This is a genomic window from Kiloniella sp. EL199, from assembly GCF_900313065.1.
Classification (GTDB): Bacteria; Pseudomonadota; Alphaproteobacteria; order Kiloniellales; family Kiloniellaceae; genus Kiloniella.
In genome coordinates this window covers 278,908-303,611 of record NZ_OMPU01000014.1, presented here as the reverse complement: position 1 = coordinate 303,611, position 24,704 = coordinate 278,908, and the positions used below count along the sequence as shown (strand labels likewise).

Here is a 24,704-nt window from a genome sequence, read left to right as displayed (position 1 = left end):
AAGTGGAAAATGTCACCATCTTTGGCGATGTATTCTTTTCCTTCTGCACGCATTTTTCCGGCATCCTTAGCACCTTGTTCGCCATTACATTCGATGTAGTCATCGTAGGCAATGGTTTCAGCGCGAATGAAGCCGCGTTCAAAGTCAGTGTGAATAGCGCCTGCTGCATTTGGTGCCGTAGATCCTTCGACAACTGTCCATGCGCGTGCTTCTTTGGGGCCAACAGTAAAGAAGGTCAGGAGGCCAAGTAGGCCATACCCGGCGGCAATAATTCTTTTCAGGCCAGTTTCTTCCAGACCGAGATCCGCAAGAAATTCGGATTTTTCTTCTGGATCGGAAAGCGAGGCAACTTCGGCTTCAATCGCTGCAGAAATAATGACACTTACACCGCCCGAGGCTGCGGCCATCTCCTCAACTTTTTTGGAATAATTGTTTCCGGTTGCGGCATTTTCTTCTTCAACGTTCGCCACATACAGGACAGGCTTTGCTGTGAGCAGTTGAAGTTGATTGTATAGAGCGCGTTGATCCGAAGAGATATCTGCCGTTCTTGCGGGCTTGCCTTCTTGTAAGGCTTCTACAACGATGTTCAGAACTTCAAGCTTGGCTTTGGCTTCTTTGTCACCGCCTTTTGCCCGCTTTGCATTTGATGTGATCTGCTTCTCAACAGATTCAAGGTCTGCAATAAGAAGCTCTGTTTCGACTGTCTCGGCATCACGCACAGGATCTACTGACCCGTCAACATGTGTAACTTCGCCATCAAAACAGCGTAAAACATGGACAATCGCATCAACAGAACGAATGTTGCCAAGAAATTCGTTGCCCATGCCTTCGCCCTTGGACGCGCCGCGGACCAGACCCGCGATATCAACAAACTCGAGCTGTGTTGGAATAATTTTTTGGGAACTGGCAATAGCTGCAATCTTGTCCAGTCGTGGATCGGGTACTGCAACCCGACCAACGTTTGGTTCAATGGTACAGAAAGGATAGTTGGCCGCCTCAGCTGCTGCTGTTTCGGTCAGCGCATTGAAAAGCGTGGATTTGCCTACGTTCGGCAAGCCGACGATGCCGCAGTTGAAACCCATGGGATGTTCCCTTTTACTATGGTTCTCGCAAAAGCGTGGTTATGACGCCGAGAACAGTTGGTTGTTTATCTATCTATCAGCCAGTGGCTTGATGTAATTACTAATCTTGGGGGGTTTTACTATTACTGAACCAGTTAGCCAAGGTCGATTGCCATCCGTCTTTGCTATTTTTGACACTGGCGTCGGTTTTGATGGCTTCTGCCTTTACCGTTTTATAAGTGTCTTTGCCGCTTTCGGGGGCATTCGAAGAGGCTTTTGTCGCAGGTACTTTCTTTGGCTTTGGCGGAGCAACATCCTGTGCAACCTTTGACATAAAACCGGGACTATCTCCTTTGACAAGAAGATCTATGTGCTGAGAAATGGCATTGATTTCTTTTCCTAACCAATCTTGATCAGCTTTTGAAAAGTCACCGAGGACATGACCTGTAACACGTTCTTTATGACCGGGATGGCCAATGCCCATCCGTAAGCGCCAGTATTCTTTACCGATATGGGCATCAATAGATTTGATCCCATTATGTCCGCCTGATCCACCGGATTTTTTGATGCGGAGTTTCCCTGGAGCAAGATCAAGCTCGTCATAAAAGACAAAGACATCTTCGGGATCAATTTTGAAAAAACGAATTGCTTCGCCAACAGCACGACCAGATTCGTTCATATAAGTTTCAGGCTTGAGGGCCAGAACTTTTTCAGAACCTATTCTGCCTTCGGAAGTCTTGCCCTGAAAACGAGAACGCCATGGCGAAAAATTATGGCGATGGGCAATATCGTCCACCGCCATAAAACCGATGTTGTGTCGGTTATTCTCGTACTTCTGACCTGGATTACCGAGACCTACAAACAATAGCATGCCAGTTTAACCTCTGGGTTCAGATCAAAAGAGAGATATCTTACTCTTCAGCTGCGGCAGCTTCTTCTTCACCAGCAACTTCTTCTTCATCGCCTTCTTCATCAGCTTTCGCAGATTTAACAGAGCTTGGTACAGCAATAGTTGCGATTGTGAAGTCTCGATCGGAAATTACCGGCTCTGTACCGTCTGGAAGTTTAACGGAAGAGATGTGAACACTGTCGCCCAGTTCAACACCAGCCAGATCAACTTCGATATTTTCCGGGATGTGATCTGCACGACAAGAAAGTTCGATATCGTAACGTACAACGTTAAGAACGCCGCCCTGTTTAAGGCCCGGGCAAGTGTCTTCGTTGATGAAATTGACAGGGATCATAACGTTAACAGATGTCTTTGCAGATACGCGAAGGAAATCAACGTGCTCAACCATGTCTGTTACAGGGTGCAACTGAATGTCACGTGGAAGTGTACGTTCTTTCTTTCCACCGATTTCGATTTCCCAAAGACGGGTGCCGAACTGACCAGAGTTGTACTCTTTAACGATTGGACGTGGGTCCAGGTTAATCATTACAGGGTCTTTTTTTGCACCATAGATGACGGCAGGAACAAGACCTGCACGACGAGCGGCACGAGCGGGCCCCTTGCCGGCTCTTTCGCGAGCTTCTGCGCTCACTTTTGTGATATCACTCATTTTTTGTCTCCAAAAGTAAAATAACAGCGGTGGAGTATTTGCTCCGCCGAGGTAGTAACTGGCCAGCCTCCAGGGGTGCTGAGCCAGAGAATTCGCCCGTCTTGTATACGGACGAAAGCTATTCGTCAAATCAATCTGTGGCGATCAGTCGTAATCAGTCAAACAGACAGGATACGGATTGTTCGTCACTAATGCGGCGCATTGCTTCACCCATCAGTGGAGCAACTGAAATCTGACGCATGTTGTGGGCGACACGAACGGCTTCAGTTGCTTGAATTGAATCGGTCATAACCAGCTCTTCTAGTGGGGAGGCGGTTACACGTGCAACGGCACCACCGGAAAGAACTCCGTGTGTGATGTATGCGGAAACAGCAGTTGCGCCAGCATCTTTCAAAGCCCCAGCTGCATTGCACAGAGTACCTGCAGAATCCACGATGTCATCAATAAGAATGCAGCGTTGACCTTTGACATCCCCGATGATGTTCATAACTTCGGATACACCAGCTTTCTCACGACGCTTGTCGATGATAGCCAGATCAGCATCCAGACGCTTTGCAATGGCACGTGCACGTACAACACCACCTACGTCCGGAGAAACGATGGTCAGAGGTCCTTTGGACATGCGTTCCTGAATGTCTTTGGTAAAGACAGGTGCCGCAAAAAGGTTGTCGGTTGGGATGTCAAAGAAACCTTGAATCTGTCCGGCATGTAGATCCATGGTAAGAACGCGATCCGCCCCGGCAGTTTGAATCAGGTTTGCAACAAGTTTGGCCGAAATAGGTGTGCGAGGGCTGGATTTACGATCCTGTCTCGCATAGCCATAGTATGGCATTACGGCTGTTATACGGCTCGCAGAGCTGCGTTTCAGAGCATCAATCGTTACCAAGAGTTCCATAAGGTTGTCATTGGTAGGATAGGATGTCGGTTGAATAATAAATACATCTTCACCGCGCACGTTTTCATGGATTTCCACAAAAACTTCTTCATCGGAGAACCGTCGCACTGATGCTTTGGTCAGTGGTAGATTCAAGTATGCAGAAATGGCCTCGGCCAATGGTCGGTTGCTGTTACCCGTTAAGATCTTCACGCCAAAATCCCCGGCTAGGCTGGACAAGCCATAACAGATGACTTGTCGGCAGTTTTCATATTGGACGGGCGGAACTTAGCAATCTCAGTCTTTTCTGTAAACGCCCATAAGGATTCATTTCTTTGTTATTTCAGAACAGCTTGATTTTGAAGACTCTTTTGTTGCAGCAGGTCCTTGATTCCCATAGCTGTTCCCTCTGCGATTGCCTCGGCAGCTGGAATCAGTATACGGGAAAGGGACAGGTTGGGAATTGGGTTCGTTTGGCTGATTTGGCCGATTTCGCTACCGTTGGCACCATCTTCAAGAATCCAAAGCAGAGACAAAATCCCTTGTTCGTTTTGTTTTGATAGATTGATTTCCAGATTGAGTTTGTAGGTGAAAGCTTCGGTCATCTGGTGAGTCAGATACAGTTTTCTGATTTGAAATGATGCTCTCAATTCGTTTTCCAGTACCTTCCTGGTTCTGTCATCAAGATGGTCAGGTAAGGAGGCGAGTTGGATAGATACATGATCTGCCGTTTGTGGATTTGGGGAGGGTCCTTGATCAAGCTGTGAAATCTCAAAGCTAACGTTTTGTGCTGCTCTTTTTATGAGTTCTGCAAGGATTGGTTTTGCATTTTTACTCAAATGTACCGCGGGGATTTTGGTTCTTTCTTCCAATTCAACGAGGAAAAGATCTGGCGTTGCGGTTTCGGTAACTTTGATTTTGAGGCTCAAGAAGACTTGATCGCCAGCAGTATTTTCTGTTTCAAAGCTGCTGTATAGATGGAGGTTGTTTGAGGCAAAAGCATAGTTTGCTGCTGGTAGATCCTGATCACGTAAAGCTATGCTCAGGTTATTCTGTGCCCATAGGGTAAGGTCACTTGTCTCTATAGCCGTTTCATTTAGCTGAAAAATAGGCGGCTCAACGGCGAGGGGGCGGGTGTTCTCTAACTTTAGAAGCGGATTGCTATCTGGTTCCTCGGCCATAAAAGGTCGTGGTAGAGGACCACAGGCAGTTATCATCAAGATAAAGAGGAGCAGGGAAAGGTTTTTCATATGCTTGAAGAATGAAACAAAGACATTGATATCAGGTCAAATTTGCAATCACATGAAACTGCACGTCGCAAGAATACCGAGAATACACATTAGAAAGAAGAGAATTAAGTGTGGCATCAGTTTGTTCTTTCCAATGATATAATTGATATACCTCTGCCGTAATCAGCTTCTTTTCTGTGGCATGATCGACGATAGCTGAAAAATAGATTTTCTTCAGCATAGGTATCATTCTTTGAAATAGATACCTGTTTTACGCCATATTTTTTTAACCTGTCCCCCACATATTGGCGAAGGTCAAAAAGAAACTTCCCTTCCCTTGGAGCGGGAATGAAGTACGACATGTTATCGTCAGTATCTTCAAAAAAACGATGCGCAAATTCTGCACCAACTTCATAAGACGCTTGGGCAATACAGGGACCAATTGCAGTGTAGATATTTGATCTGGTTGCGCCCAGGCTTTCCATTGCCTCAATTGTACTGTCGGTTACGCCTTTGAAAGCGCCTTGCCAGCCCGCGTGTGCTGCTCCGATCACCTGCGCATCAGGATCAACAAAGAGAACAGGTGCACAGTCTGCTGTCATGATGCCCAATGCGATTTCTGGTTGGTTGGTTACCAAGGCATCTACTTCCGGTGCACCTTCGGGGCAGTTCCACGGCGTTTTGACAATCTCTACATTTGCGGAATGAATTTGATAACCTGTGACGAGTTGTGCTTGGGGACATCCCATGCGATCAAGTGCAATTTTCCTGTTCCGGGTTACATTTTCATTCGCCTCATCTGCACCATACCCGCAGTTGAGTGATGAATACAGGCCTTGGCTTACCCCATCTTGTCGTGTGAGAAAGCCATGTTTAATACGGTCATGCTGGTCCAGCGCAGGGCTTTTTATCATGATGCCTCCTTTTGTTCTGGAAATGCGGCTGGTGTTGGTTGGTCTGATTTTGTCAGGGCCATCACTTTAAAGAGATTTCCCATCTGGCTGGGATCAGTTAAGCGATGTTCAGCTGCGGCGATATCAATCACCTGCTTTTGATCTGCATTGCGACGTAACATTTCGGCACGTTGTTCAATCCCAAGACTTCGTAAAAAGTCTCCCTGGGTGATAGTGCCGTAAACAGTGACCCCATTTGCTTGAGCTGATTTTTTCAGTGTGGGAAAATCAACAAAGGCTGAAATATCTGCCGTACCCGGTTCCTGCAAGACAGGGTGCTTTTTGTGACTGCGGATAGCTTGCAAACTTGGCTTGGCTGTTGGTGTTGCCCACCCATAGTCCACAAAAAGCGCTGCGCCCCCATAGTTGTTTATATGATGGGATATTTGCGCAGAAACGTTCGCAGCTATGGACGAAAGCTCGACGACGGCCCCTTCATGACTATCAACCAATTCTAGGGGGATAATTGTTTCAATCGCTTTTGAAGGGGAGGAAAGCGTAAAAACCAGATCGGTTTCATCTTCGTCCAAGGTGATTAACCGCTCGCACCAGCCTTTGGGAGAACGCTCAAATTGGCGAATAGGGAGTGCATCAAAGAATTCATTGGCAATAAAGATACAGGGTCCTTGGGGGAGATCTGTTAAGTCGTCATACCAGCTAACATCATATTCGCTTAGGGCTTCTTTTTGTTTTTTACGCAGCTTGGGACTGACTTCGATGAGGTGTATTTTCACAGCCGAGTGAAGGCCGGGCACCATCGCAGCTGCACGCATAAGATCACTCATGAGTGTGCCACGACCGGGGCCCATCTCAACGAGATGAATTTCAGTTGGCCCCCCCATGTTGTTCCAGGTATCTGCACACCAAAAGCCGATGAGCTCACCGAACATCTGGCTTATTTCGGGGGAGGTAATGAAATCTCCGGATACTCCAAAAGGTTCATTCGATATATAATAGCCATGTGTCGGAGCGATCAGAACATCAGCCATATAGTCAGCGACAGATATCGCACCTTCGAGCTTTATGCGTCGTCGAAAGCTTTCAAAAAGTGATCCTTTTTTGGGCGTTGTATTCATTTCTTATTCGATGAAGCTTTCTTTTTTGCTGCTTTATCAGCCTCTTTCGGAGAGATGTCTTCAGGTTTGAATTCTGGTCCGGTTGTTTGGAGCGGTTGCCGGAAAGCCAGAACAACAAGACCTATACCGACCAGTATCATGGGCGATGACAAAAGCTGACCAATTGTTATCTCTGCAAAGAGGAAGCCAATGTGGGCGTCCGGTTCCCTGAAAAATTCAACAACTGTTCGGGACAGGCCGTACCCAACCAGAAACAGGCCAGCTGTCAGGCCTCTGCGATGAAGCCCACCTGTACGGGCAACGAGGTAGAGGATCAGAAGCAAGGTCAATCCTTCGAGGCCCGCTTCATAGAGTTGGCTGGGGTGGCGAGGCAGGGGCCCCCCATTTGGAAACACCATGCCAATTTCTGCGGTTGTTACCCGGCCAAATAGCTCGCCGTTGATAAAGTTTGCGAGACGACCAAAAAATAGACCGATTGGTGTTGCGCAGGCGATGATGTCAGCCAGAGCCAGAAAGTGTACTTTCTCTTTGCGCGCGAAGAGCACCATGGCTGTAATAACACCCAGTAATCCCCCATGGAAGCTCATCCCGCCTTGCCAGACGGCAAAGATTTCCAGTGGATTATAGAGGAAATAGGTAAAGTTATAGAACAGAACGTAGCCCAACCGACCCCCGAGAATAATTCCGAGTGTTGCCCAGACGATAAAATCATCCATGGCTATTGGTCGTAACTGTCTTGGAGCCTGAAAGCAGAGCCATCGGCAATAGCGCCAACCAAGAATAATGCCAAAGATATAAGCCAGCGAATACCAACGTATCACCAAAGGACCCAAGCTAATAGCTATGGGGTCAATTTCTGGATAGGTGAGGGCAGCGAAGACCAGTTCTTGTGTCATTTGTAAGCGTCTTCCTGTGCAAGAAATTCTGTCACATAACGCTGAACTCCATCCTCTAGCGATGTGAAGGGGCGATTATAGCCTGCATCTTTGAGTTTATTCATACAGGCTTCGGTAAAGTATTGGTATTTATCGCGAATGTTTTCAGGTGTCGGAATATATTTGATGTTTTCATTACGGTCCATTGCCGAGAAGACGGCCCGGGCCAAATCGACGAAAGATCTCGCCTGACCTGTTCCAACGTTAAACAGGCCGCTTACCTTGGGATTTTTTTTAAGCCACATCATCACTTCAACGCAGTCTTCAACTGCAATGAAGTCGCGCAATTGACCGCCATCAGAATAATCAGGATGGTGAGATTGAAATAGCTTTGCCGCTTCGCCCGACATAACCTGATTGAAAAGATGGAAAGCAACGCTTGCCTGTCCACCTTTGTGATACTCGTTTGGGCCATAGACGTTAAAAAACTTGAGGCCAGCCCATTGTGGTGGCTGCGGATCGTTGTTCGCTATCCGACGGGCAACCCAGCGATCAAAAAGCTGTTTGCTCCAGCCATAGCCATTTAAGGGATGAAGTTTTGCAAGATGTGCAATATCTTCGTTGTCATCAAAGCCGTGTTCTCCGCCACCATAAGTCGCAGCGGATGAAGCGTAGATATAGGGCACATTGTGTTTTGCACTGGTATGCCATAGGTCTTTGCTGAGTTTGAAATTGTTTTCCATAAGGGCATCACCATCGGTTTCGGTGGTCGCCGAAATGGCTCCCATGTGAAATACACCTTCTAGTTTATCTGCGTTTTCAGCTAAAAACTTTGGAAGAGCTTCGGGCTTAATAATGTCTTCAAGTTCATGTTTTGCCAAATTTCGCCACTTGTCACCATGGCCAAGCCAGTCGCTGACGACAACGGATTTGCCTTGTTCAACAAGGGATGCAACGAGGTTTGAACCAATAAAACCAGCGCCGCCAGTAACGAGAAACATGCTTGAAGCCTTTCGTGATATATCTTCTGCTTCTCTATATATGCTTTTGAGACGCTATAGAGAAGCTTTTGCATCGATATTTTAAGGATATTTTTTGAGACCTTTGTTCAAACAATAACGAACAAGGTTGAAGCCGAGTGATCAAAGAGCCATATTAGGCTCAAATAAAGTCAAAAATGTGAGTCGAAATTGGATTACTCTGAAAAGGCTTACAATGTGAAAGGCAAAGACATGCAAACTCAAAATCGTATCCTTGATGATCTGGCTAAAGTTGCCAGCAGTGCCATGGGGGCCGCCGCAGGTATGAGAGGAGAGGTTGAAGCTCGGATTCGTGAACAGTTTGAACGTATTATCGCTCAGATGGATGTTGTTCCACGTGAAGAATTCGATGTTATGAAAGCTGTTGCTGTCAAGGCCCGGGAAGAAAGCGAAGATCTGGCCGAAAAAGTTGCTGCGCTTGAAGCAAGACTGTCCAAGCTGGAAGGCGCAACAAAATCGACACCTCGCACGTCAGCTGGTAAAAAAGCGGCACCTAAAAAAGCGGGCTAATATCTTGATTTGGTATAACCAGCTGATCAGAGATGAATTCCGCTTCTGAATAGCTTGTAACCAAATATGTGTCCCTGATATGGGACCTGAGAAAGCCCGAATGCCGTTCGGGCTTTTATTTTACGTTTTTTCTTGATCCCAAGATTCGTTCTGTGTCACACTATATTTGGTAGTATTCTGTCACATTAATTCAATATATGGATTGTGGCGGCGACTATTGTATCTTGCTCAACTATACTTAGTGAGGGGTTAGTGCAATGAACTCAGAAACTACGAATGAGCGACTACCTTTCAATCCTATTGATGCTATCGAAGAATGGATCCTGGACTATAACTGGGATTTTGAGCGCGAAAGTGATTTCGAGCTTCTGGCAGTGATTGAAGGACATTGGGGACCACTTCATCTTCATTTTCAATGGCAGGGCGAATTACAGGCAATGTTTTTTGCCTGTCATGGTGAAGTTGTTATCCCGCAGTTGGCCAAAAGCCGTATTTGTGAACTGTTGATTTCCGTCAACAACCAGCTCTGGCTTGGGCATTTTGATCTGGTTCCTGAAACCGGGGGGCCTGCTTATCGGCATACTGTGCCATTAAGAGGGCAGGATGGTTTTTCTCAGGATCAAACCGAAGATCTGGTCGCGACCGCAGTTGCAGAGTGGGATCGTCTTATCCCTGCGATCCAATTGGTTTCCGCTGGGGGGGATTCCGAATTAAATGCTGTTGATCTTGCCTTGATGGATACGGCAGGAGAAGCGTAGAGTTCTGTTTCTTAGGGTTTATGGAACAGGACGCTGAATATGCTTAACAATGGTACCTTGCTACTTGTTGGTTGTGGCAAGATGGGCGGCGCAATGCTGCAAGGATGGCTGGATCGTGGCTTAAAGGGATCACAAGTTGCTATTGTCGATCCCTCTGCCCGGGCTGATTATATGCAAACCTTTGTTGATGACGGTGTTCAGGCCGTCGAAACTTTGGCTGATCTGGGAAAGTCATTCCTGCCGGATTATATCTTGTTTGCAGTGAAGCCACAGATGATTGATTCGGCGATTACTGACTACCAGAACTATGCCAGACAAGGGACAGTGTTTCTTTCCGTTATTGCCGGAAAACAAATCTCATTTTTTGAAAAACATCTAGGTACAGATGCTGCCATTGTGCGGACAATGCCGAATACACCTGCTGCAGTATCGCGTGGTATGACTGTTCTTTATGGAAATCAAAACATCAGCAAAGAGCAAGCCGATGCATGTGAAGAGCTTATGGCAGCTGTCGGGGAAACGGCCTGGCTTGACAGTGAAGAGCAGATTGATGCTGTTACGGGTGTTTCAGGTAGCGGCCCGGCTTACATTTTTTACCTAGCGGAATGCCTGGCGCAAGCCGGTGTTGATGCGGGATTACCGAAAGAGTTGGCGAGGAAACTCGCCGATACAACGGTATCCGGTGCTGGTGAACTTCTCAGGCTTTCCAATGATAGCCCCAGTCAACTGCGTATAAACGTCACCAGCCCTAATGGAACGACGCAAGCTGCACTTGACGTTCTTATGGCTGCTGATGGTTTACAGCCAGTTATGAACAAGGCTGTCGCTGCGGCAGCAAATCGAAGTAGAGAGTTGTTATAGGCCTTTAACGCATTTTCTTGGAGTTAGAAGATATTGAAACAGGCAAGCTGCCTTTTAATCTCTGGTTTCTGACCTATATAAGTAGAGATATCTTCATTGTGGGGAGAGTAGTGATGAAAAAGTCAGAAATACCCCAACATATTGTTTCAACAGCGATGTCTTTGGCTGTTGAAAAGGGGTGGGCAACTCTGTCTCTTGCTGAAATTGCTGTTGCATCAAAAGTATCATTATCTGATTTGCACCAGATTTTTCCTTCTAGGAATTCTATTTTGCGATTTATCTCTGAACAGGCAGATCAAGGTGTTTTGGAAGAGCATGATAATGATTACCTTGAGCAACCAGCGAAAGACAGGTTGTTTGATATTTGCATGAACAGGTTTGACGCTCTGATACCTTATAAAGAGGGCATTCGCGCTATTGCCAAGGATAGTCGTAGAGATCCGATTTCTACTTTATTGTTCCTTTGTAACCTGAAACGATCTATGCCTTTGATGTTGGAAACCACCGGGCTCTCAACATCCGGCCTTCGAGGAATATTGAGGGTGAAAGCCTTCTCTGTCGCTTATCTTGTAGCACTTCAAACTTGGCTAAATGACAACACTGAAGATTTGGGTAAGACGATGGTCAAGCTGGATAAAGTTTTAGGGCGGCTGGATACCGTGGCGAGACGTTGTTCTGGAATGAATAGGGTGAGTAGATCAAAAGCAGCTTAAGCTTTCTTGCTTTTCAATGCGTTACGTATAATTATTTTGCTCTATCTATTGAGGGAATAAGTTATATGAGTAACGAATTGACGTTTGATGATTTTCTGAAAGTTGATATCAGAGCTGGAACTGTTATTGATGCTCAACCTTATCCTGAAGCTCGTCGTCCGGCGATCAAGCTTTGGGTGGATTTTGGGGAAGAAATAGGTGTCCGTAAATCATCTGCTCAAATTACCGATCATTATACACCCGAAGCTCTTGTTGGAAGACAGGTCATGGCTGTTGTGAATTTTCCACCTCGCCAGATTGGCACGTTTCTGTCGGAAATTCTTGTTCTTGGTGCTTTGGATGAGGAGGAGGGGATTGTTTTGCTTGCTCCTGACCATAAAGTACCTAATGGAAGCAGAATGCACTAAAATATAGCGGAGATATATAAGCGCTAAAAAGGAAGAGAAATTCTTGCGCGTAATCCACCTCCGGGGGCATCTTCCAATGAAAGATCTCCGCCATGATTACTGATAATGTCATTGGCGATTGAGAGACCTAATCCAACGCCGCCAGTTGCCTGGTTCCGTGATTGTTCTAATCGAAAGAAGGGTTTGAGAACATTTTTCCTGTGTTCTTCTGGAATGCCGGGGCCATCATCATCAATGGTTATTTCAAGAAGTTCGTCTGTGTCTTTTGATTTCTTTCTGACACAAACCATTACATGACTGCCATAGCGTTGTGCGTTCGTAACCAGATTGCTAATCGCGCGCTTGAAGTTTTCCTGCCGAAGCTGAATATTGATTTCTTGCTCGATATGTAAATCAATAGGATTGTTGTTGAAGCTTAGTTGCCGCATCAAGCCTTTTAACAGGGCGGAAACGTTGTATGTTGCGGTTTGTTCTCGACCTTCTCCACGGGCAAAGGCAAGGTAGCCATCAATCATCTTTTCCATTTCAGAGACGTCAACCTGAAGGTTTTTTGTATCTTCAGACTGTCCTGACATAGCTAATTGAAGTTTCATTCTGGTGAGCGGTGTTCTCAGGTCGTGGCTCACACCAGCAAGCATGGCCATGCGATGTTCAACCTGTCGCTTTATCCGTGATCTCATGCGGATGAACGCACCGGAAGCTTGTCTGACTTCTGTTGCCCCTTCGGGTTTGAAACCTTTTACATCACGGCCTTTACCAAAACTCTCTGCAGCTCGGGCAAGGCGTTGGATCGGACGGACCTGATTACGCATGAAGATAACGGCAACGCCAAAAGTAATAACCGATGACCCAACCATCCAGAGTATGACAAGATAGGTCGTTGAGGTGAAAAGCCGTTTACTGGGGACAAGGACCAATAATATAGCATTTTTCAACTCTATTTGTATCTTCACTTGATCAGCTAGGCTGGTGGTATCGATTTCATAACGATAGTCTTTTTGCAGGTTTTTAATGAGTTGATCATTAATGGCCTGGTCAAGGCGCTGCTCCAGAACGGACCACCCTGGTCGCCAGTGAACGGGTGGCAACTCAATCCCGTGATGGAGTGTGAGAGACAAGTCCGCTGTTTTTTGCATAAGCTGGAAAACATTGGCTTTTGCATAAGGTGTTTCTGCATCCTCAAGAAGTAAGATAGCCGTTGCAATATCACCAGCTATGCCTTGTGCCAGACGTTTGGTAACCGTCTGATAGTGTCGATCATAAAAAACCCACACTGAAATGGCCTGTACCAGTAGTAGGGGAGTGATAATAATGATAAGGGATCGACCGAGAAGAGACTTGGGAAGAAATCGTTTTAGAAAGAAAGGATGTTTTCTTTTTTGAAGGCTCGTTTCTTCTTCATCAAGAAAGGTTTCTTTTAATGGTGCGCTGGTCATTAATCGGTTTTCAGAATGTATCCGACGCCGCGGATTGTTTGAAGAAAACGGGGATATTTGGGATCCTGTTCAATCTTGCGACGCAGGCGAGTTACCTGCACATCTACACTTCGCGTATTGGAAAGCTCTGGTCCATTCTCAATCAAGTCATCGCGTCCGACAGCAGTCCCTGCCTGTTGAGCCAAGGTTTTTAACAGGGTTGCCTCTACATCGGTCAGATGAATGAACTCGTCATTATTCCAGAGTTGAGATTTGCGAACATCAAACCTGAAAGACCCAAAAACAACGTTCTCTGTTGAAAGTTCTGTGATGGGAGCAGTCGTTTGTATGCGCTTTAGAATCGCATTTATACGTAAAACAAGCTCTCTTGGTTCAAAGGGTTTTGACAGGTAATCATCAGCCCCGACTTCCAATCCGTTAATACGATCACTTGTTTCCCCCATCGCTGTTAGAAGCAAGATGGGAACATCATCCTTTTCTCGTAAGGATTTGGTAAGCTCCAGCCCGCTTTCGCCAGGCATCATAATATCGAGGATCAATAGATCGAATGACAGGGATGCCAACTTTGATCTGGCTTCTTCTGCACTTGAAGCGGCAGTGACCATAAAGCCTTGATCCGTCAGAAACTTCCGGAGGAGTTCACGGAGTCTATCGTCATCATCAACGACCAGTAAGTGCGGGCAAATATCATTCATGTCTTACAGTATAGCGTGTCGCTTTCGTATGCACAGATCTTAATTTTGAAACCAAATCTATTGTCGTTAAAGTTTTAATGAACTTTAGCGTCGAGTAGAGGGGGAGGAACCCTTCTTTGAAAAGCGGGTACGATCACTTTCTTCCATCATATTCATCAGAACAGACCTGAACCCTGCAACAGCTTCTACGCCAGATTCTTTATAGGCTTTGACTATCCTCTGTCGTTGAACATTAAAAAGCTTTTCATCCAGCTCTAGCCCTTTTTCGGTAAGCTTTAATAATCGTTGTCGGCGATCAATTACTCCTGGCGTTTGTTTGATAAAACCCTCAGAAACCAGTTGAGACAGAACCCGGGATAAGGATTGTTTCGTAATCTGCAGAATCGATAACAGCTCACTCACTGTCATGCCCGGGTGGCGTCCAACAAAGTGTATTACTCTGTGGTGGGCGCGTCCAAAACCATACTCAGCCAGTAATTCGTCGGGCTCCCCTGTGAAATCTCTATATGCAAAAAACAACAACTCAATTGCCTGCATAATTTCATCTGTTCGAAGGAAAAGAGGGTTTGGGCCGGATTTTATGTCAGTCATGTTGACTTATCTGTTGAATTAGTATTATCTATTGTTTGTGATTTTCTAGTCAAAAATGTCAACCAATCACCTGTTCTTGTAATAAAATTACGTTACTTCCATCTTCTTAAGCAACTGATGTCATGCGTAATGTTATGGAAATATCGTGAAAACAAACTCTATACCACCTTTAACATGAAAGCTATGGCTATGCTTCCATTTGATGATCGCGACGGTTTTATCTGGTACAATGGTGAAATCATTCCCTGGCGTGAGGCCAAGATTCATATTCTCAGTCATGGCCTCCATTACGGAAGCAGTGTTTTTGAAGGCGAGCGTTCCTATAATGGACGTATCTTCAAAATGCAGGAGCACCATGAACGACTGATCAATTCAGGAAAACTCCTCGGGTTTGATATTCCTTATTCGGTTGAGGAGCTTCACCAGGCTTCGCAAAAAGTTCTGGATGCAAATAACATCGTTGATGGCTATTTACGACCAGTCGCCTGGCGAGGGAGCGAAATGATGGCCGTTTCTGCACAAAAATCCCGAATTCATGTCGCGATCGCCGCTTGGGATTGGCCGTCGTATTTTTCTCCGGAAGATCGCTTGAAAGGTATTCGTCTGGATTTCGCAGAGTGGCGCCGTCCTGATCCAGCTACGGCACCGGTTCATTCCAAAGCTGCGGGACTGTACATGATTGCGACATTGTCCAAACATACTGCAGAAGCAAAGGGGTATAATGATGCCTTGATGCTTGATTACAGGGGACAAATTGCAGAAGCGACAGGCGCTAATGTCTTTTTGGTACAGGACGGGAAACTTCACACGCCAATTGCGGACTGTTTTCTTGATGGGATTACGCGGCGTACTGTAATCGATTTGGCCAAACAAAAAGGCTATGACGTTGTTGAGCGGTCTATTATGCCAGAAGAGCTCGCACAAACGCAGGAAGTTTTCCTGACAGGGACTGCGGTTGAAGTAACTCCTGTTTCCGAAATCGGTGATTATAAGTTCACTCCCGGCGAGGTAACAAAAGATTTTTTACTGGCTTATGACCAGTTGGTTCGTGCGCCTGCTGTATAAATTTACTGGGCATTAAATTTACCGGGGCATTACAAGAGAAAAACATTATAAAAATAGCACCGTGCTTCATTGATATGGGGCTATCTTTATGGCTGCTGTTAAGAAATTACGTTTCTATCCAGCGGGATGCTGCGGTGTCATCACTATCGCGTGCATCCACCCATTTGCCGCCTTCTGGTGTTTCTTCAAGTTTCCAAAAAGGGGCTTTTGTCTTTAAATAATCCATCAGGAATTCACAGCTCTCGAAAGCTGCTTTGCGATGTTTGCTACAGGTGATAACCAAAACGATCTGTTCGCCCGGTTCCATGCGTCCATAGCGATGGATAATCAAGCTGGCATCAAGTTCCCAACGACGATTTGCTTCGGCTTCTATTTCTTCGAGCATTTTCTCGGTCATTCCGGGATAGTGCTCGAGCGTCATGGCTGATATTTCTTCGTCACTTGCTATGTCTCGGACAAGACCTAGAAAAGAGGCAACACCACCGATGGCATGATTTCCATTGGTGAGGTTTTTAATCTCCTGTCCGACATCAAAATCGCTTTCCTGTACCCTGATCATTTTTATCCCCCGGTTACTGGTGGGAAGAGGGCTATTTCATCACCTTGCTTAATTTTCTGCTCAAGATTGGCATATTCCTGATTAATCGCGATACGTAAGAGGTCTCTTTTCTCTTGGATGATAGAATAATCTTCACCAAGGGAGGGTAGCCAATCGAGAAGGTTCTCCACGGTTCTGACAGTGTCAGGAGGCGAAATTTCCTCGTAAGATTTGCCAATTGTGGTTCTTAACCAGGCAAAGTAGAGAATTTTCATAAAGCAACCTCGTTAAATGGCAAATAGGAAATCATGTCTCCCGGTTTGATGGATAATATATCTTCGCCAAGAACGGCAAAGCCATCGGAATGACAAACTGATGAGAGAATGCCAGCACCCTCTTTTGGATACTTATGTGCTTCCAAATGTCCTTCAAGGTTTTCTTTCAGATGGACACGGACCCATTCTTTGCGATCTTTTTTCTTCTTATGGGAAAAGGCGGCAATAACAGGAAATACCTTGGGCTGTGTATTTGATGCGCCGGAAAGTAAATTGATCAGTGGGCGGACAAAGTTTGAGAAGGTGACAATGACAGCCACAGGGTTGCCGGGGAGTCCGACAAAAGCAGTTGATCCTATCTGGCCCAACGCAATAGGTCGGCCGGGTTTGATTGCCAGTCGCCAGGCGTGGAGTGATCCCAAAGATTCGACAATCTGCTTTACATGGTCTTCTTCACCAACAGATACACCTCCCGATGTCAGAACGAGATCATATTGATTAATCGTGTTCTTGAGCGCCTTGTGAATAAGGTCAGGCTTATCGGGAAGAATACCAAGATCTGTTACGTTACAGCCCAGATTTTTTAACAAGCCGTTTATTGTATAGCGATTTGAATCGTAGACTTGCCCGCTTTCTAATGGTGTTCCGGGGCTTTTAAGCTCATCGCCTGTAGAGAAAAAAGCAACGCGAAGAGATTTACGTACTTTTATGGTCGATATGCCGACTGCAGAAATCAACCCCATATCCTGTGGCCGTATTGTGCGTCCTGCAGCGAAAATAACAGATTCTTTCTCTACATCTTCACCAGCAAACCTTCTATTTGATCCTGGCTTGATGCCAACGGGAATAGAGACTTTGTCGGCTCCTTCAAGCGTGCAGTCTTCCTGCATTAGTACAGTATCTGCGCCCAGTGGCATGGAAGCGCCGGTAAAAATTCGTGCTGCAGTGCCTTTGCGAAGAGTTTCTCTAACGTGACTTCCGGCGGTTATACGATCACTAATTGGCAAAATGGTTGCAGATGTATGGCTTAGATCTTCAAAACATACAGCATAGCCATCAACGGCAGAATTGTCATGCGGGGGGACGTTGCAAGGTGAGACAATATTTTCAGCTAATATTCGGCCTAAAGCCTCAACAACAGATATTGTTTCTGTTTCAGTAATGCATTTAAGCTTTTCTTCCAGCAGGGAAAGGGCTTCGGCAGTTGTCATTAACTTGCCGCCGTGAGCGAAACAATCATCTGAAAGCTGGGCCATTAGTCCGCGGCCTTTCTGATTTTGTCATGTAGATCGCAGGACAAGCAGATGAAATCAGCGATAGCTTCAATGTCGTTGAGACTTGTTACAGGCAGTGAGGTATCTATTTCTTCGTCATCTGTTGCAATCCCGATAATGTTGGGGTCATCTTTGTGAAGCATGCGCTTGCCAAGTGCCGGACGGAAAATTTCCAGTTTTTTATGACTTTCCCTCTTAAACCCTTCGATTAAAAGAATGTCCACGGGGGTCATATGGGGGATTAACTCTTCCAGTGTTGGCTCTTTTTCATCCCGCAGTTCGTGCATCAGAGCCCAACGGTTTCCTGATGAAATCATAACTTCACTGGCACCAGCCTCGCGGTGTTCGTAAGAATCTTTGCCAGGTTTGTCGACGTCAAATTTGTGGTGCGCATGCTTTAATGTTGAAACCTTTAAGCCGCGCTTGACGAAAACCGGGATCAACTGCTTGAGAAGAGTTGTCTTGCCGCTACCGCTCCAACCTGCAAGGCCAAAAACCTTCATAATAAATCCTCTGACGTGTTGGTAAGTTATTACAAGCTATATAATGCCTGGATAAGGCGGTTGCTATGTTATAGATCAAATAAGGTGATGGCGACCACGGAATAAGACGCTGCGGGATAGAAAGTTATTCGGTGTTGAAATGGTCATAAATTGACTGTGCCACGACACGGCTGATTCCCTCTACCGTAGCCAGATCTTCTACACCTGCACGGGCAACAGCATCTGCTGAGCCAAAACGGAACAATAGTGCTTTTTTACGTTTGGCACCAATTCCAGGCACACCATCAAGGGCCGATTTCAAACGCGCATTGGTGCGACCTTTACGATGGGTTTCTATGGCGTAGCGGTGGGCTTCATCTCGCAGACGTTGAATGAAGTATAGTACCGGGTCCTTTGGATCGACGAGGAACGAAGGGCGATTGGGAAGGAAAATTCTTTCACGCCCGGCGTTTCGGTCTTGCCCTTTCGCAATGGCTACGATCGGAATGTCTGTGAGCCCAAGTTCTTCCAGAACTTCTATGCCAACTGATAACTGTCCTTGTCCCCCGTCGAGTATCAAGAGGTCAGGCCATTGATCCGTCTGCCGATCAGGATCTTCCTTTAGGCTTCTTGAGAGCCTGCGGGTTAAAACTTCTCGCATCATGGCGTAGTCGTCACCTGCCTGATAGGTGGCAGAGGCTTCTTCGCCTTGATCTTCCTGGGGTTTATCGCCGCGAATTTTAAATTTTCGATAGGCTTTTTTCATGAAGCCTTCGGGGCCGGCAACAATCATTCCGCCGTAAGCTTCTGAACCTTGGGTATGCGAGTTATCATACACTTCTACCCGTTCTGGCGTTGCTTCCAGAAATAACATATCAGACAAGCCTTCCAGCAAGCGACGTTGGCTCGCGCTTTCTGCCATGCGTCGAGCTAGGGCTTCACGAGCATTGACTGTTGCGTTTTCAACAAGTTTCCTTTTGGGACCTCGTGATGGCTGTGTGACATCGACGCGGCGTCCGGCTTTTGTCGCAAGGGCTTCGGCAAGGATTGAGGCTTCGGGCAACTTGTGGCTCACCATCACCAACTTGGGGACAGGTTTGTTTGCATAAAACTGAGCAATAAATGACGTGAGAACAGTCTCTGCTTCTATGGTTTTATCATGCTTTGGAAAGTAAGAACGATTGCCATAGTTTCGGCCTGCGCGAAAGAAAAACACTTGAATGCAGGATTGTCCGGCCTTTTCAAAAAGGGCAAAAACATCTGCATCATCCAGCTCAGCAATGTTGATTTCCTGTTTGGATTGAATTGCCGTAAGGGCACGAATGCGGTCCCTGTATACTGCGGCCTGTTCGTAATCCTGCTCTTCTGCTGCAGTTTGCATTTTCTCGGCCATTTCCTTTTGAAAATCCGAGGATGAACCACTTAGGTAGCTTTCTGCTTCACGTACATGAGAGGCATAATTGGATAAGGAAACGCGACCAACACAGGGAGCTGAACAACGTTTAATTTGATACATCAGACAAGGCCGAGTGCGATTTGTGTAAACCCCATCACTGCACGAGCGAAGTAAGAAAGCTTTTTCCAATGCTGTTATGGTCTGATTTACAGATCGTGCATCGGCAAAGGGACCATAATATTGACCTTCTCTTTTTTGAGCTCCGCGATGTTTTGTGATCTGCGGTGCCTCGTGATCACCAGTAATCAGAATGTAGGGAAATGATTTATCATCTCTAAGCAAGACATTGTAACGTGGCGCAAGCCGTTTGATGAGATTGCTTTCCAGCAAAAGGGCTTCGGCTTCGGTATTGGTCTGTACGATTTCCATAGATCGGGTCTCTGAAACCATACGCTTTATTCGATATGGAAGCTGGTCAACCCGGGTATAAGAAACAACACGTTTCTTGAGGTTCTTTGCTTTCCCTACATAGAGAGGGTTCCCCTCGCTGTCCATCATTCTGTAAACACCCGGGGAACCCGGTAGAGTTTTGACGACACCGAGAATAACACTCGTTCCTATTTCTATATTACTGGTTCCTGCTGACTGCTCAGTTTCAGACTGTGATCCAGCTTCCCAACTGATGGTTTCCTCAGATAAGCCAGAAACAGTATCAAGCAGGTTGTTGGAAGCTGTCTGATCCAAATCTTCATGCGCTGCCATTGCCGAGCGTTTACCGCCTTGGGAGGGGTCTTTTTTTCTTGCTTTGCGCGAGGGTATTTTTGTCATGGCTGCTTTAATTGATGAACTGATCTGACACTCTCGGAGTTAATGTAACAGCATACAGGTAACCTAAGAAGTGAATGAGTACATAATGACATCTTAGATGGCGTTTAATGTGGAACAGGTCAAGAACACTTTGTTAACGTTTTAGAGGGACTCTTTAGAAGTTATAGGATTCGTCCCATTTGTTGTGTTTCCCTTGTGAAACCGGGGTGAATTATATCCACGGATCCTGTGGATAACTTTGTGGCTATCTTGTGAGCCTAAGCTTATACCCCTTGAAAACACTAGTGTTACAATAAGCTGCTTAAAAAATAGGCATATTTTGTAAGTATTTGATTTTGTTGTTAAATTCAAAGTCAATGTTCAAAACTATAAAAAAAATTCTTTTTTATGGCTTGACGGTTACAGAAAGATTTCTCCTGTGCACAAGTCAAGGATTCTCAGAATTAAATCTCTTTGATTCCTTTAGGTTTTATTTATGGTCGTTATGAGTAAGGGGCGAATCTGGCTAGAAAATTATTAGGTCGCGAGTCGCTATTAAAGATTAAGGTTTCCTGTAATTTCATATATGGAAAAGGTCAGAGTTTTTTCTGGTCTTTCAATTTATAAAGTATCTTTTATCAGGATCGGTGCCGGGTAATTTCAATACCTACCCCTGCGACATCAGGATAGCGATCAAGTTTTTCGATACGCATATGAACTGTTTTAATTCGATCGTCAAAAAAACAGGTTTCAGAGATGTCGTTGGCGAGTGTTTCCAGAAGTTTCACTTTTGTTTGTAAGCATACATTTCTGACCTTCTTTACCAAAGTGCCGTAGTTGATGGTTTCATCAATTTCATCGTTGAGAACCGGTAAAGGATTTAATGTTAGCTCAAGATTGACCTTTAATCTCTGTGGACGCAGCCTTTCTTCTTCTGTTAACCCGATATTGCAGCTGAGAGTAAGGTCTCGCACAGTTAATTTTTGCTCTGTTAACTGGCTTCTGGAAATGGTTGATTTTTCGGATGTCATCCCGACATTCCTTTTCATTTAAACTGTCTATTTCAAGCCCGAATCACGGGCAATTTCTCGGGCATAATCTACGCCGTGAACCTTTATTGGTCAAAAGCAAACCTTGAGGTGTTGAAGCATTTATTCCTAAGTCAGAAAAAGCTTGTCTTTGAACTGATAAAGAATGTAAGCAGCATAGAGGGCAATAAAAAGAACCCCTTTGGATCGACAGATTTTACCCGCATGAAACATGGTTGGCACAATCAACAGGCTGACGCCAGCCATTACCCACATATCAAATTCAATAACGGCTTGGGAAACACTAAAAGGGGATACAATTGCCAGAACACCCAAGATCAATAGCAGGTTAAATATATTTGAACCAAGAGCATTGCCGAGGGCAACATCCGTATGTTTCCGCAGACCTGCGACAATGGCTGTTGCCAATTCTGGAAGTGATGTTCCCAGAGCAACAAGTGTTACACCAATAACTGTTTCGGAAATACCTGCGGCCCGCGCGATAGTTTCGGCGCCATCAACAAGCAGGTCAGAGCCAATGATAAGGCCTGCAACACCCACTATCAGAAGAAAAATTGAAACGGGAATTGAACCGGGAGCAGCTTCCAATTCTTCGGCCAATTCAGGATCAGCCTCTTCTTTGGGGTTACATTTTTTTTCGCGGTAATAACTACGCCAGATGTAGAATGTAAGGGTGGCCAGCATAAAGACGCCATGCCAAATAGTGAAGGTACCTAAAAAAGAAAAGATCATAAAAATCGCCGTTGCAATCAACATTGCGATTGTATCACGCATGACATCACAAGGCTTTGTCGCCAACGGGGATATCAACGCACCAACCCCGAGAATTAAAAGGATGTTGGCGATATTTGATCCGATAACATTGCCAACCCCGATGTCTGTTGCTCCATCAAGTCCAGCAACTAACGTTACCATAAGTTCCGGCATTGAAGTTGCGCAGGCCACAATAGTCAGGCCAATTAACATCGGTGAAATACCAAGCTTTCGAGCAATTCCCAGTGCACCACGGAGGAGAACTTCGCCGCCTACTGCTAATAGGACAAGGCCGCCACCTGCTGCCAGAAATGCTGTTGCCGTCATATGTACTTCACTCTATTAATGTTCGCGCCGGATCTCTCTCGGCTTATACTGCGAGAGAATACAGGCCATTAAATGCCCCTCATTGAGGAGTATTTCAATAGTCTATCTTAAGGATTGTCAAATTTTGGCCTTATTTGTCGGGTTTTGGCTCTGCTTTTACTTTCAGGTTTAAAGAGGATGAATTGGCACAGTAGCTCAAGCCTGTGGGTTTTGGTCTGTTGAGAAAAACATGGCTTAAGTGGGTGTTGCATTTCGCACCAAGAATTTCTATCCAATGCTCTCCGTGTGAATGGCCTTCTCCCGTCATGACGTAGCCGTTATTGACAGGTTCTTAAAATGAAGGTCAGCTACTTCCAGAATCGTATTCTTTGTACCATCAAAACACCACGCTCCTTTATCTCTCTTTTATGTGAGACGAGGCAGAAAAAAATCAACTGCTTGTTTGTCTGTGTGTCAGAAAATTGACTTGGTATATAAATAAAAACAAGATTCTCACACTTATTTGAAGGAAGCAGAATCCTGTTAAGCGTCTTTCAGGCGGCTATTCGGAATTGAAACCTTTACAGTTGTTCCCTGATTGATTTTGCTTGCGATAGTGAGCGTTCCGTCATGAGCATCAATTAAACGTGAAGCAATGTAGAGACCAAGCCCAACACCTTTGCCTGCGGCCCAAGAAGAAGAGGCTGCTTGTGTAAAGGCTTTGCAAATATCAGGAAGGCGTGTTTCTTCGATACCAATTCCGGTATCTGTTATTTGGAAAAGAAGATTATTGTCCGGGTCATAATCTATTTTTAGCGAGACAGATCCCTTTTCGGGTGTGTACTTAAACGCGTTACCAAGCAGGTTGATCAATATTTGACGAAACCGTCTGGAATCTCCTTTGATCAATATGTCTCTGACGTTGTTTTCTACAATCAGATTCTGGTCTTTTTTCATTGCTTCGAGTTCAAAAGTGGCATGACAATAATCAACGATATCATCGTGCTGAAAATACTCTTCGAACAGCTTCAGTTCGCCGCTATCAATGGTAGAAGCATCAAGTAATTCATTTATCAATTCCAATAGGTGCTGGGCACTGGAATGAATGTCTTTCAACGCTGCTGTTTGTTTGGCGTTTACTGGCCCATAAACTTGATGTTCAAGCATGTCGGAGAAGCCAATAATTGCGTTCAAAGGGGTGCGGAGTTCATGGCTCATTGTTGCCAGAAAATTACCTTTGGATTTATTTGCGTTCTCGGCTTCCTGCCGGGCGATAGTTAGCTTGTGTGTGCGTTCAGCAACTCGTTGTTCCAGATTCAAGTTAAGTCGTCTCAGTTCTTCCTGCGCTTTAACACGTTCTGTTATATCCTCTTCTGTCGTGACAATAACTTGTCGCCCGGAAATGGGGTCAAGGCCCATTTCCGCTGTTAAGGTATGCCAGCGTTCTCCAAAGGCTGTGTATGTCTTGATGTCTCTTTTAAAGCGCTTGAGTGTACCGTGGTGATCCAGAATACGCTTGAGGATTTCTGGGTCATTATACCGGTCTTCTATAGTTTTTGATTTTTCTTGAACATTATAAGCATTGGCCGCGGCAGGATTTTGTGCCAGTAAACTGCCGTCTCCATCAAACGTGGTGATCATCAGAGGAGTGTGTCTGATCGCCTCCAAAATTCTTTTTGTTCTGTGATCCAGTTCATCTTTTACCTGCGGTGTTGCCTCAATAAGAAGGGCTTTTTTTTCGCTTTCGATCAAAATTGGTGTGAAGGTCAGAATAGCCATTTGTGGTTGGCCATTTGGATAGAGCGTCCAGTTTTCTTCAACCCGGTCACCTTTGGCAGATGTTTCAAACACCTCATAGAGGCGTCTTCTTACTGAACTGGAGTCCGTTGAGAAATCTCTCTGGATCAGATCATCAAGCGTATTGGCATCCCAAAATTTGAGAGCGGGCTCATTTCCCCACCAGATACTATGGCCTTCTATATCGAAGACCCAAATGGCTGTACTTAGCCTGTTAAAGGCTAATAAATCCTGCCAGAATTGAAACTCTGGCAGCTTTCCAGTCATAGACGAAGTCATATATTCTATCCAGTAGTTAATCGCAGGATATCATTGCGCGAAGGA

At 45.5% G+C, this 24,704-nt stretch carries 26 protein-coding genes and 1 pseudogene; 6 read left to right on the top strand and 21 right to left on the bottom strand.

Going from position 1 to position 24,704, the window contains the following annotated elements; genetic code table 11:
- The 9 genes from ychF to rfaD form a co-directional block, all read right to left on the bottom strand.
- The coding region (gene ychF / locus D9A03_RS19280) for a redox-regulated ATPase YchF (protein WP_120498841.1) at positions 1-1,082 on the bottom strand (1,082 nt) is incomplete at its 3' end.
- A gap of 100 nt (positions 1,083-1,182) precedes the next feature.
- On the bottom strand, positions 1,183-1,932 hold the full coding sequence (gene pth / locus D9A03_RS19275) for an aminoacyl-tRNA hydrolase (protein WP_120498840.1): 750 nt from the start codon (positions 1,930-1,932) through the stop codon (positions 1,183-1,185).
- Positions 1,933-1,972: 40 nt separating this feature from the next.
- On the bottom strand, positions 1,973-2,620 hold the full coding sequence (locus D9A03_RS19270; RefSeq protein ID WP_120498839.1) for a 50S ribosomal protein L25/general stress protein Ctc: 648 nt from the start codon (positions 2,618-2,620) through the stop codon (positions 1,973-1,975).
- A gap of 154 nt (positions 2,621-2,774) precedes the next feature.
- A complete protein-coding gene (locus D9A03_RS19265) occupies positions 2,775-3,707 on the bottom strand; it encodes a ribose-phosphate pyrophosphokinase (protein ID WP_120498838.1) in 933 nt (310 codons plus the stop codon).
- Positions 3,708-3,832: 125 nt separating this feature from the next.
- The gene (locus D9A03_RS19260) at positions 3,833-4,675 is read right to left on the bottom strand and encodes a hypothetical protein (protein ID WP_162938258.1); all 843 of its coding nucleotides are present in this window, start codon (positions 4,673-4,675) and stop codon (positions 3,833-3,835) included.
- A 185-nt stretch (positions 4,676-4,860) separates the two neighbouring features.
- Positions 4,861-5,637, bottom strand: a complete 777-nt coding sequence (pgeF, locus tag D9A03_RS19255; RefSeq protein WP_120498836.1) for a peptidoglycan editing factor PgeF — start codon at positions 5,635-5,637, stop codon at positions 4,861-4,863.
- Entirely contained in the window at positions 5,634-6,752 is a 1,119-nt protein-coding gene (locus tag D9A03_RS19250; RefSeq protein ID WP_120498835.1) for a class I SAM-dependent methyltransferase, read from the bottom strand. The genes pgeF and D9A03_RS19250 overlap by 4 nt, the downstream gene beginning before the upstream one ends.
- Positions 6,749-7,648: a prolipoprotein diacylglyceryl transferase gene (gene lgt, locus D9A03_RS19245; protein WP_120498834.1), complete on the bottom strand. Its 900-nt coding sequence runs from the start codon at positions 7,646-7,648 to the stop codon at positions 6,749-6,751. Before lgt ends, D9A03_RS19250 begins: the two co-directional genes overlap by 4 nt.
- A complete protein-coding gene (gene rfaD, locus D9A03_RS19240) occupies positions 7,645-8,628 on the bottom strand; it encodes an ADP-glyceromanno-heptose 6-epimerase (RefSeq protein WP_120498833.1) in 984 nt (327 codons plus the stop codon). Before rfaD ends, lgt begins: the two co-directional genes overlap by 4 nt.
- Positions 8,629-8,859: 231 nt before the next feature.
- Between rfaD and D9A03_RS19235 the strand changes: the two genes are divergently transcribed.
- The 5 genes from D9A03_RS19235 (at position 8,860) to D9A03_RS19215 (ending at position 11,916) form a co-directional block, all read left to right on the top strand.
- The gene (locus D9A03_RS19235) at positions 8,860-9,177 is read left to right on the top strand and encodes an accessory factor UbiK family protein (RefSeq protein WP_120498863.1); all 318 of its coding nucleotides are present in this window, start codon (positions 8,860-8,862) and stop codon (positions 9,175-9,177) included.
- 257 nt (positions 9,178-9,434) lie between these two features.
- Positions 9,435-9,935, top strand: a complete 501-nt coding sequence (locus D9A03_RS19230; protein WP_120498832.1) for a YbjN domain-containing protein — start codon at positions 9,435-9,437, stop codon at positions 9,933-9,935.
- A 39-nt stretch (positions 9,936-9,974) separates the two neighbouring features.
- The gene (gene proC / locus D9A03_RS19225; protein ID WP_120498831.1) at positions 9,975-10,796 is read left to right on the top strand and encodes a pyrroline-5-carboxylate reductase; all 822 of its coding nucleotides are present in this window, start codon (positions 9,975-9,977) and stop codon (positions 10,794-10,796) included.
- 113 nt (positions 10,797-10,909) lie between these two features.
- On the top strand, positions 10,910-11,509 hold the full coding sequence (locus D9A03_RS19220; protein WP_162938257.1) for a TetR/AcrR family transcriptional regulator: 600 nt from the start codon (positions 10,910-10,912) through the stop codon (positions 11,507-11,509).
- 65 nt (positions 11,510-11,574) lie between these two features.
- Positions 11,575-11,916 (top strand): tRNA-binding protein, encoded by a 342-nt coding sequence (locus D9A03_RS19215; RefSeq protein WP_120498829.1) that lies wholly within the window; start codon positions 11,575-11,577, stop codon positions 11,914-11,916.
- A 23-nt stretch (positions 11,917-11,939) separates the two neighbouring features.
- On the opposite strand, the gene D9A03_RS19210 is transcribed toward D9A03_RS19215, so the two are convergent.
- From D9A03_RS19210 to D9A03_RS19200, 3 genes are all read right to left on the bottom strand, one after another.
- Positions 11,940-13,352: an ATP-binding protein gene (locus tag D9A03_RS19210; protein WP_120498828.1), complete on the bottom strand. Its 1,413-nt coding sequence runs from the start codon at positions 13,350-13,352 to the stop codon at positions 11,940-11,942.
- Entirely contained in the window at positions 13,352-14,047 is a 696-nt protein-coding gene (locus D9A03_RS19205; RefSeq protein WP_120498827.1) for a response regulator, read from the bottom strand. Before D9A03_RS19205 ends, D9A03_RS19210 begins: the two co-directional genes overlap by 1 nt.
- Before the next feature lie 84 nt (positions 14,048-14,131).
- Positions 14,132-14,638 (bottom strand): MarR family winged helix-turn-helix transcriptional regulator, encoded by a 507-nt coding sequence (locus D9A03_RS19200; RefSeq protein WP_120498826.1) that lies wholly within the window; start codon positions 14,636-14,638, stop codon positions 14,132-14,134.
- A 183-nt stretch (positions 14,639-14,821) separates the two neighbouring features.
- On the opposite strand from D9A03_RS19200, the gene D9A03_RS19195 reads away from it, so the two are divergent.
- The gene (locus D9A03_RS19195; RefSeq protein ID WP_120498862.1) at positions 14,822-15,703 is read left to right on the top strand and encodes a branched-chain amino acid aminotransferase; all 882 of its coding nucleotides are present in this window, start codon (positions 14,822-14,824) and stop codon (positions 15,701-15,703) included.
- A gap of 106 nt (positions 15,704-15,809) precedes the next feature.
- Here the strand turns inward: D9A03_RS19195 and D9A03_RS19190 are convergent, their stop codons facing one another.
- The 9 genes and pseudogenes from D9A03_RS19190 to D9A03_RS19150 all read right to left on the bottom strand — a co-directional run bounded on the left by D9A03_RS19190 (position 15,810) and on the right by D9A03_RS19150 (position 24,659).
- Positions 15,810-16,262: a molybdenum cofactor biosynthesis protein MoaE gene (locus D9A03_RS19190; protein ID WP_120498825.1), complete on the bottom strand. Its 453-nt coding sequence runs from the start codon at positions 16,260-16,262 to the stop codon at positions 15,810-15,812.
- 2 nt (positions 16,263-16,264) lie between these two features.
- Positions 16,265-16,516, bottom strand: coding sequence for a molybdopterin converting factor subunit 1 (gene moaD / locus D9A03_RS19185; protein ID WP_120498824.1), 252 nt, complete (start codon positions 16,514-16,516; stop codon positions 16,265-16,267).
- Positions 16,513-17,772 carry a gephyrin-like molybdotransferase Glp gene (gene glp / locus D9A03_RS19180; RefSeq protein ID WP_120498823.1) on the bottom strand — a complete coding sequence of 420 codons (1,260 nt, stop codon included), beginning with the start codon at positions 17,770-17,772 and terminating at the stop codon, positions 16,513-16,515. Before glp ends, moaD begins: the two co-directional genes overlap by 4 nt.
- Complete coding sequence (gene mobB, locus D9A03_RS19175; RefSeq protein ID WP_120498822.1) at positions 17,772-18,293, bottom strand: molybdopterin-guanine dinucleotide biosynthesis protein B; 522 nt, start codon at positions 18,291-18,293, stop codon at positions 17,772-17,774. Before mobB ends, glp begins: the two co-directional genes overlap by 1 nt.
- Before the next feature lie 124 nt (positions 18,294-18,417).
- On the bottom strand, positions 18,418-20,496 hold the full coding sequence (gene uvrC, locus D9A03_RS19170; protein ID WP_256386306.1) for an excinuclease ABC subunit UvrC: 2,079 nt from the start codon (positions 20,494-20,496) through the stop codon (positions 18,418-18,420).
- A gap of 617 nt (positions 20,497-21,113) precedes the next feature.
- Positions 21,114-21,506 (bottom strand): dihydroneopterin aldolase, encoded by a 393-nt coding sequence (locus D9A03_RS19165; RefSeq protein WP_162938256.1) that lies wholly within the window; start codon positions 21,504-21,506, stop codon positions 21,114-21,116.
- Between the two features lie 126 nt (positions 21,507-21,632).
- Positions 21,633-22,604: a calcium/sodium antiporter gene (locus tag D9A03_RS19160; protein ID WP_120498820.1), complete on the bottom strand. Its 972-nt coding sequence runs from the start codon at positions 22,602-22,604 to the stop codon at positions 21,633-21,635.
- A 130-nt stretch (positions 22,605-22,734) separates the two neighbouring features.
- Positions 22,735-22,920, bottom strand: a pseudogene (locus D9A03_RS20305) (peptide-methionine (R)-S-oxide reductase); the annotation flags it as partial.
- A gap of 206 nt (positions 22,921-23,126) precedes the next feature.
- The gene (locus D9A03_RS19150; RefSeq protein ID WP_120498818.1) at positions 23,127-24,659 is read right to left on the bottom strand and encodes a PAS domain-containing sensor histidine kinase; all 1,533 of its coding nucleotides are present in this window, start codon (positions 24,657-24,659) and stop codon (positions 23,127-23,129) included.
- Positions 24,660-24,704: the final 45 nt, after the last annotated feature.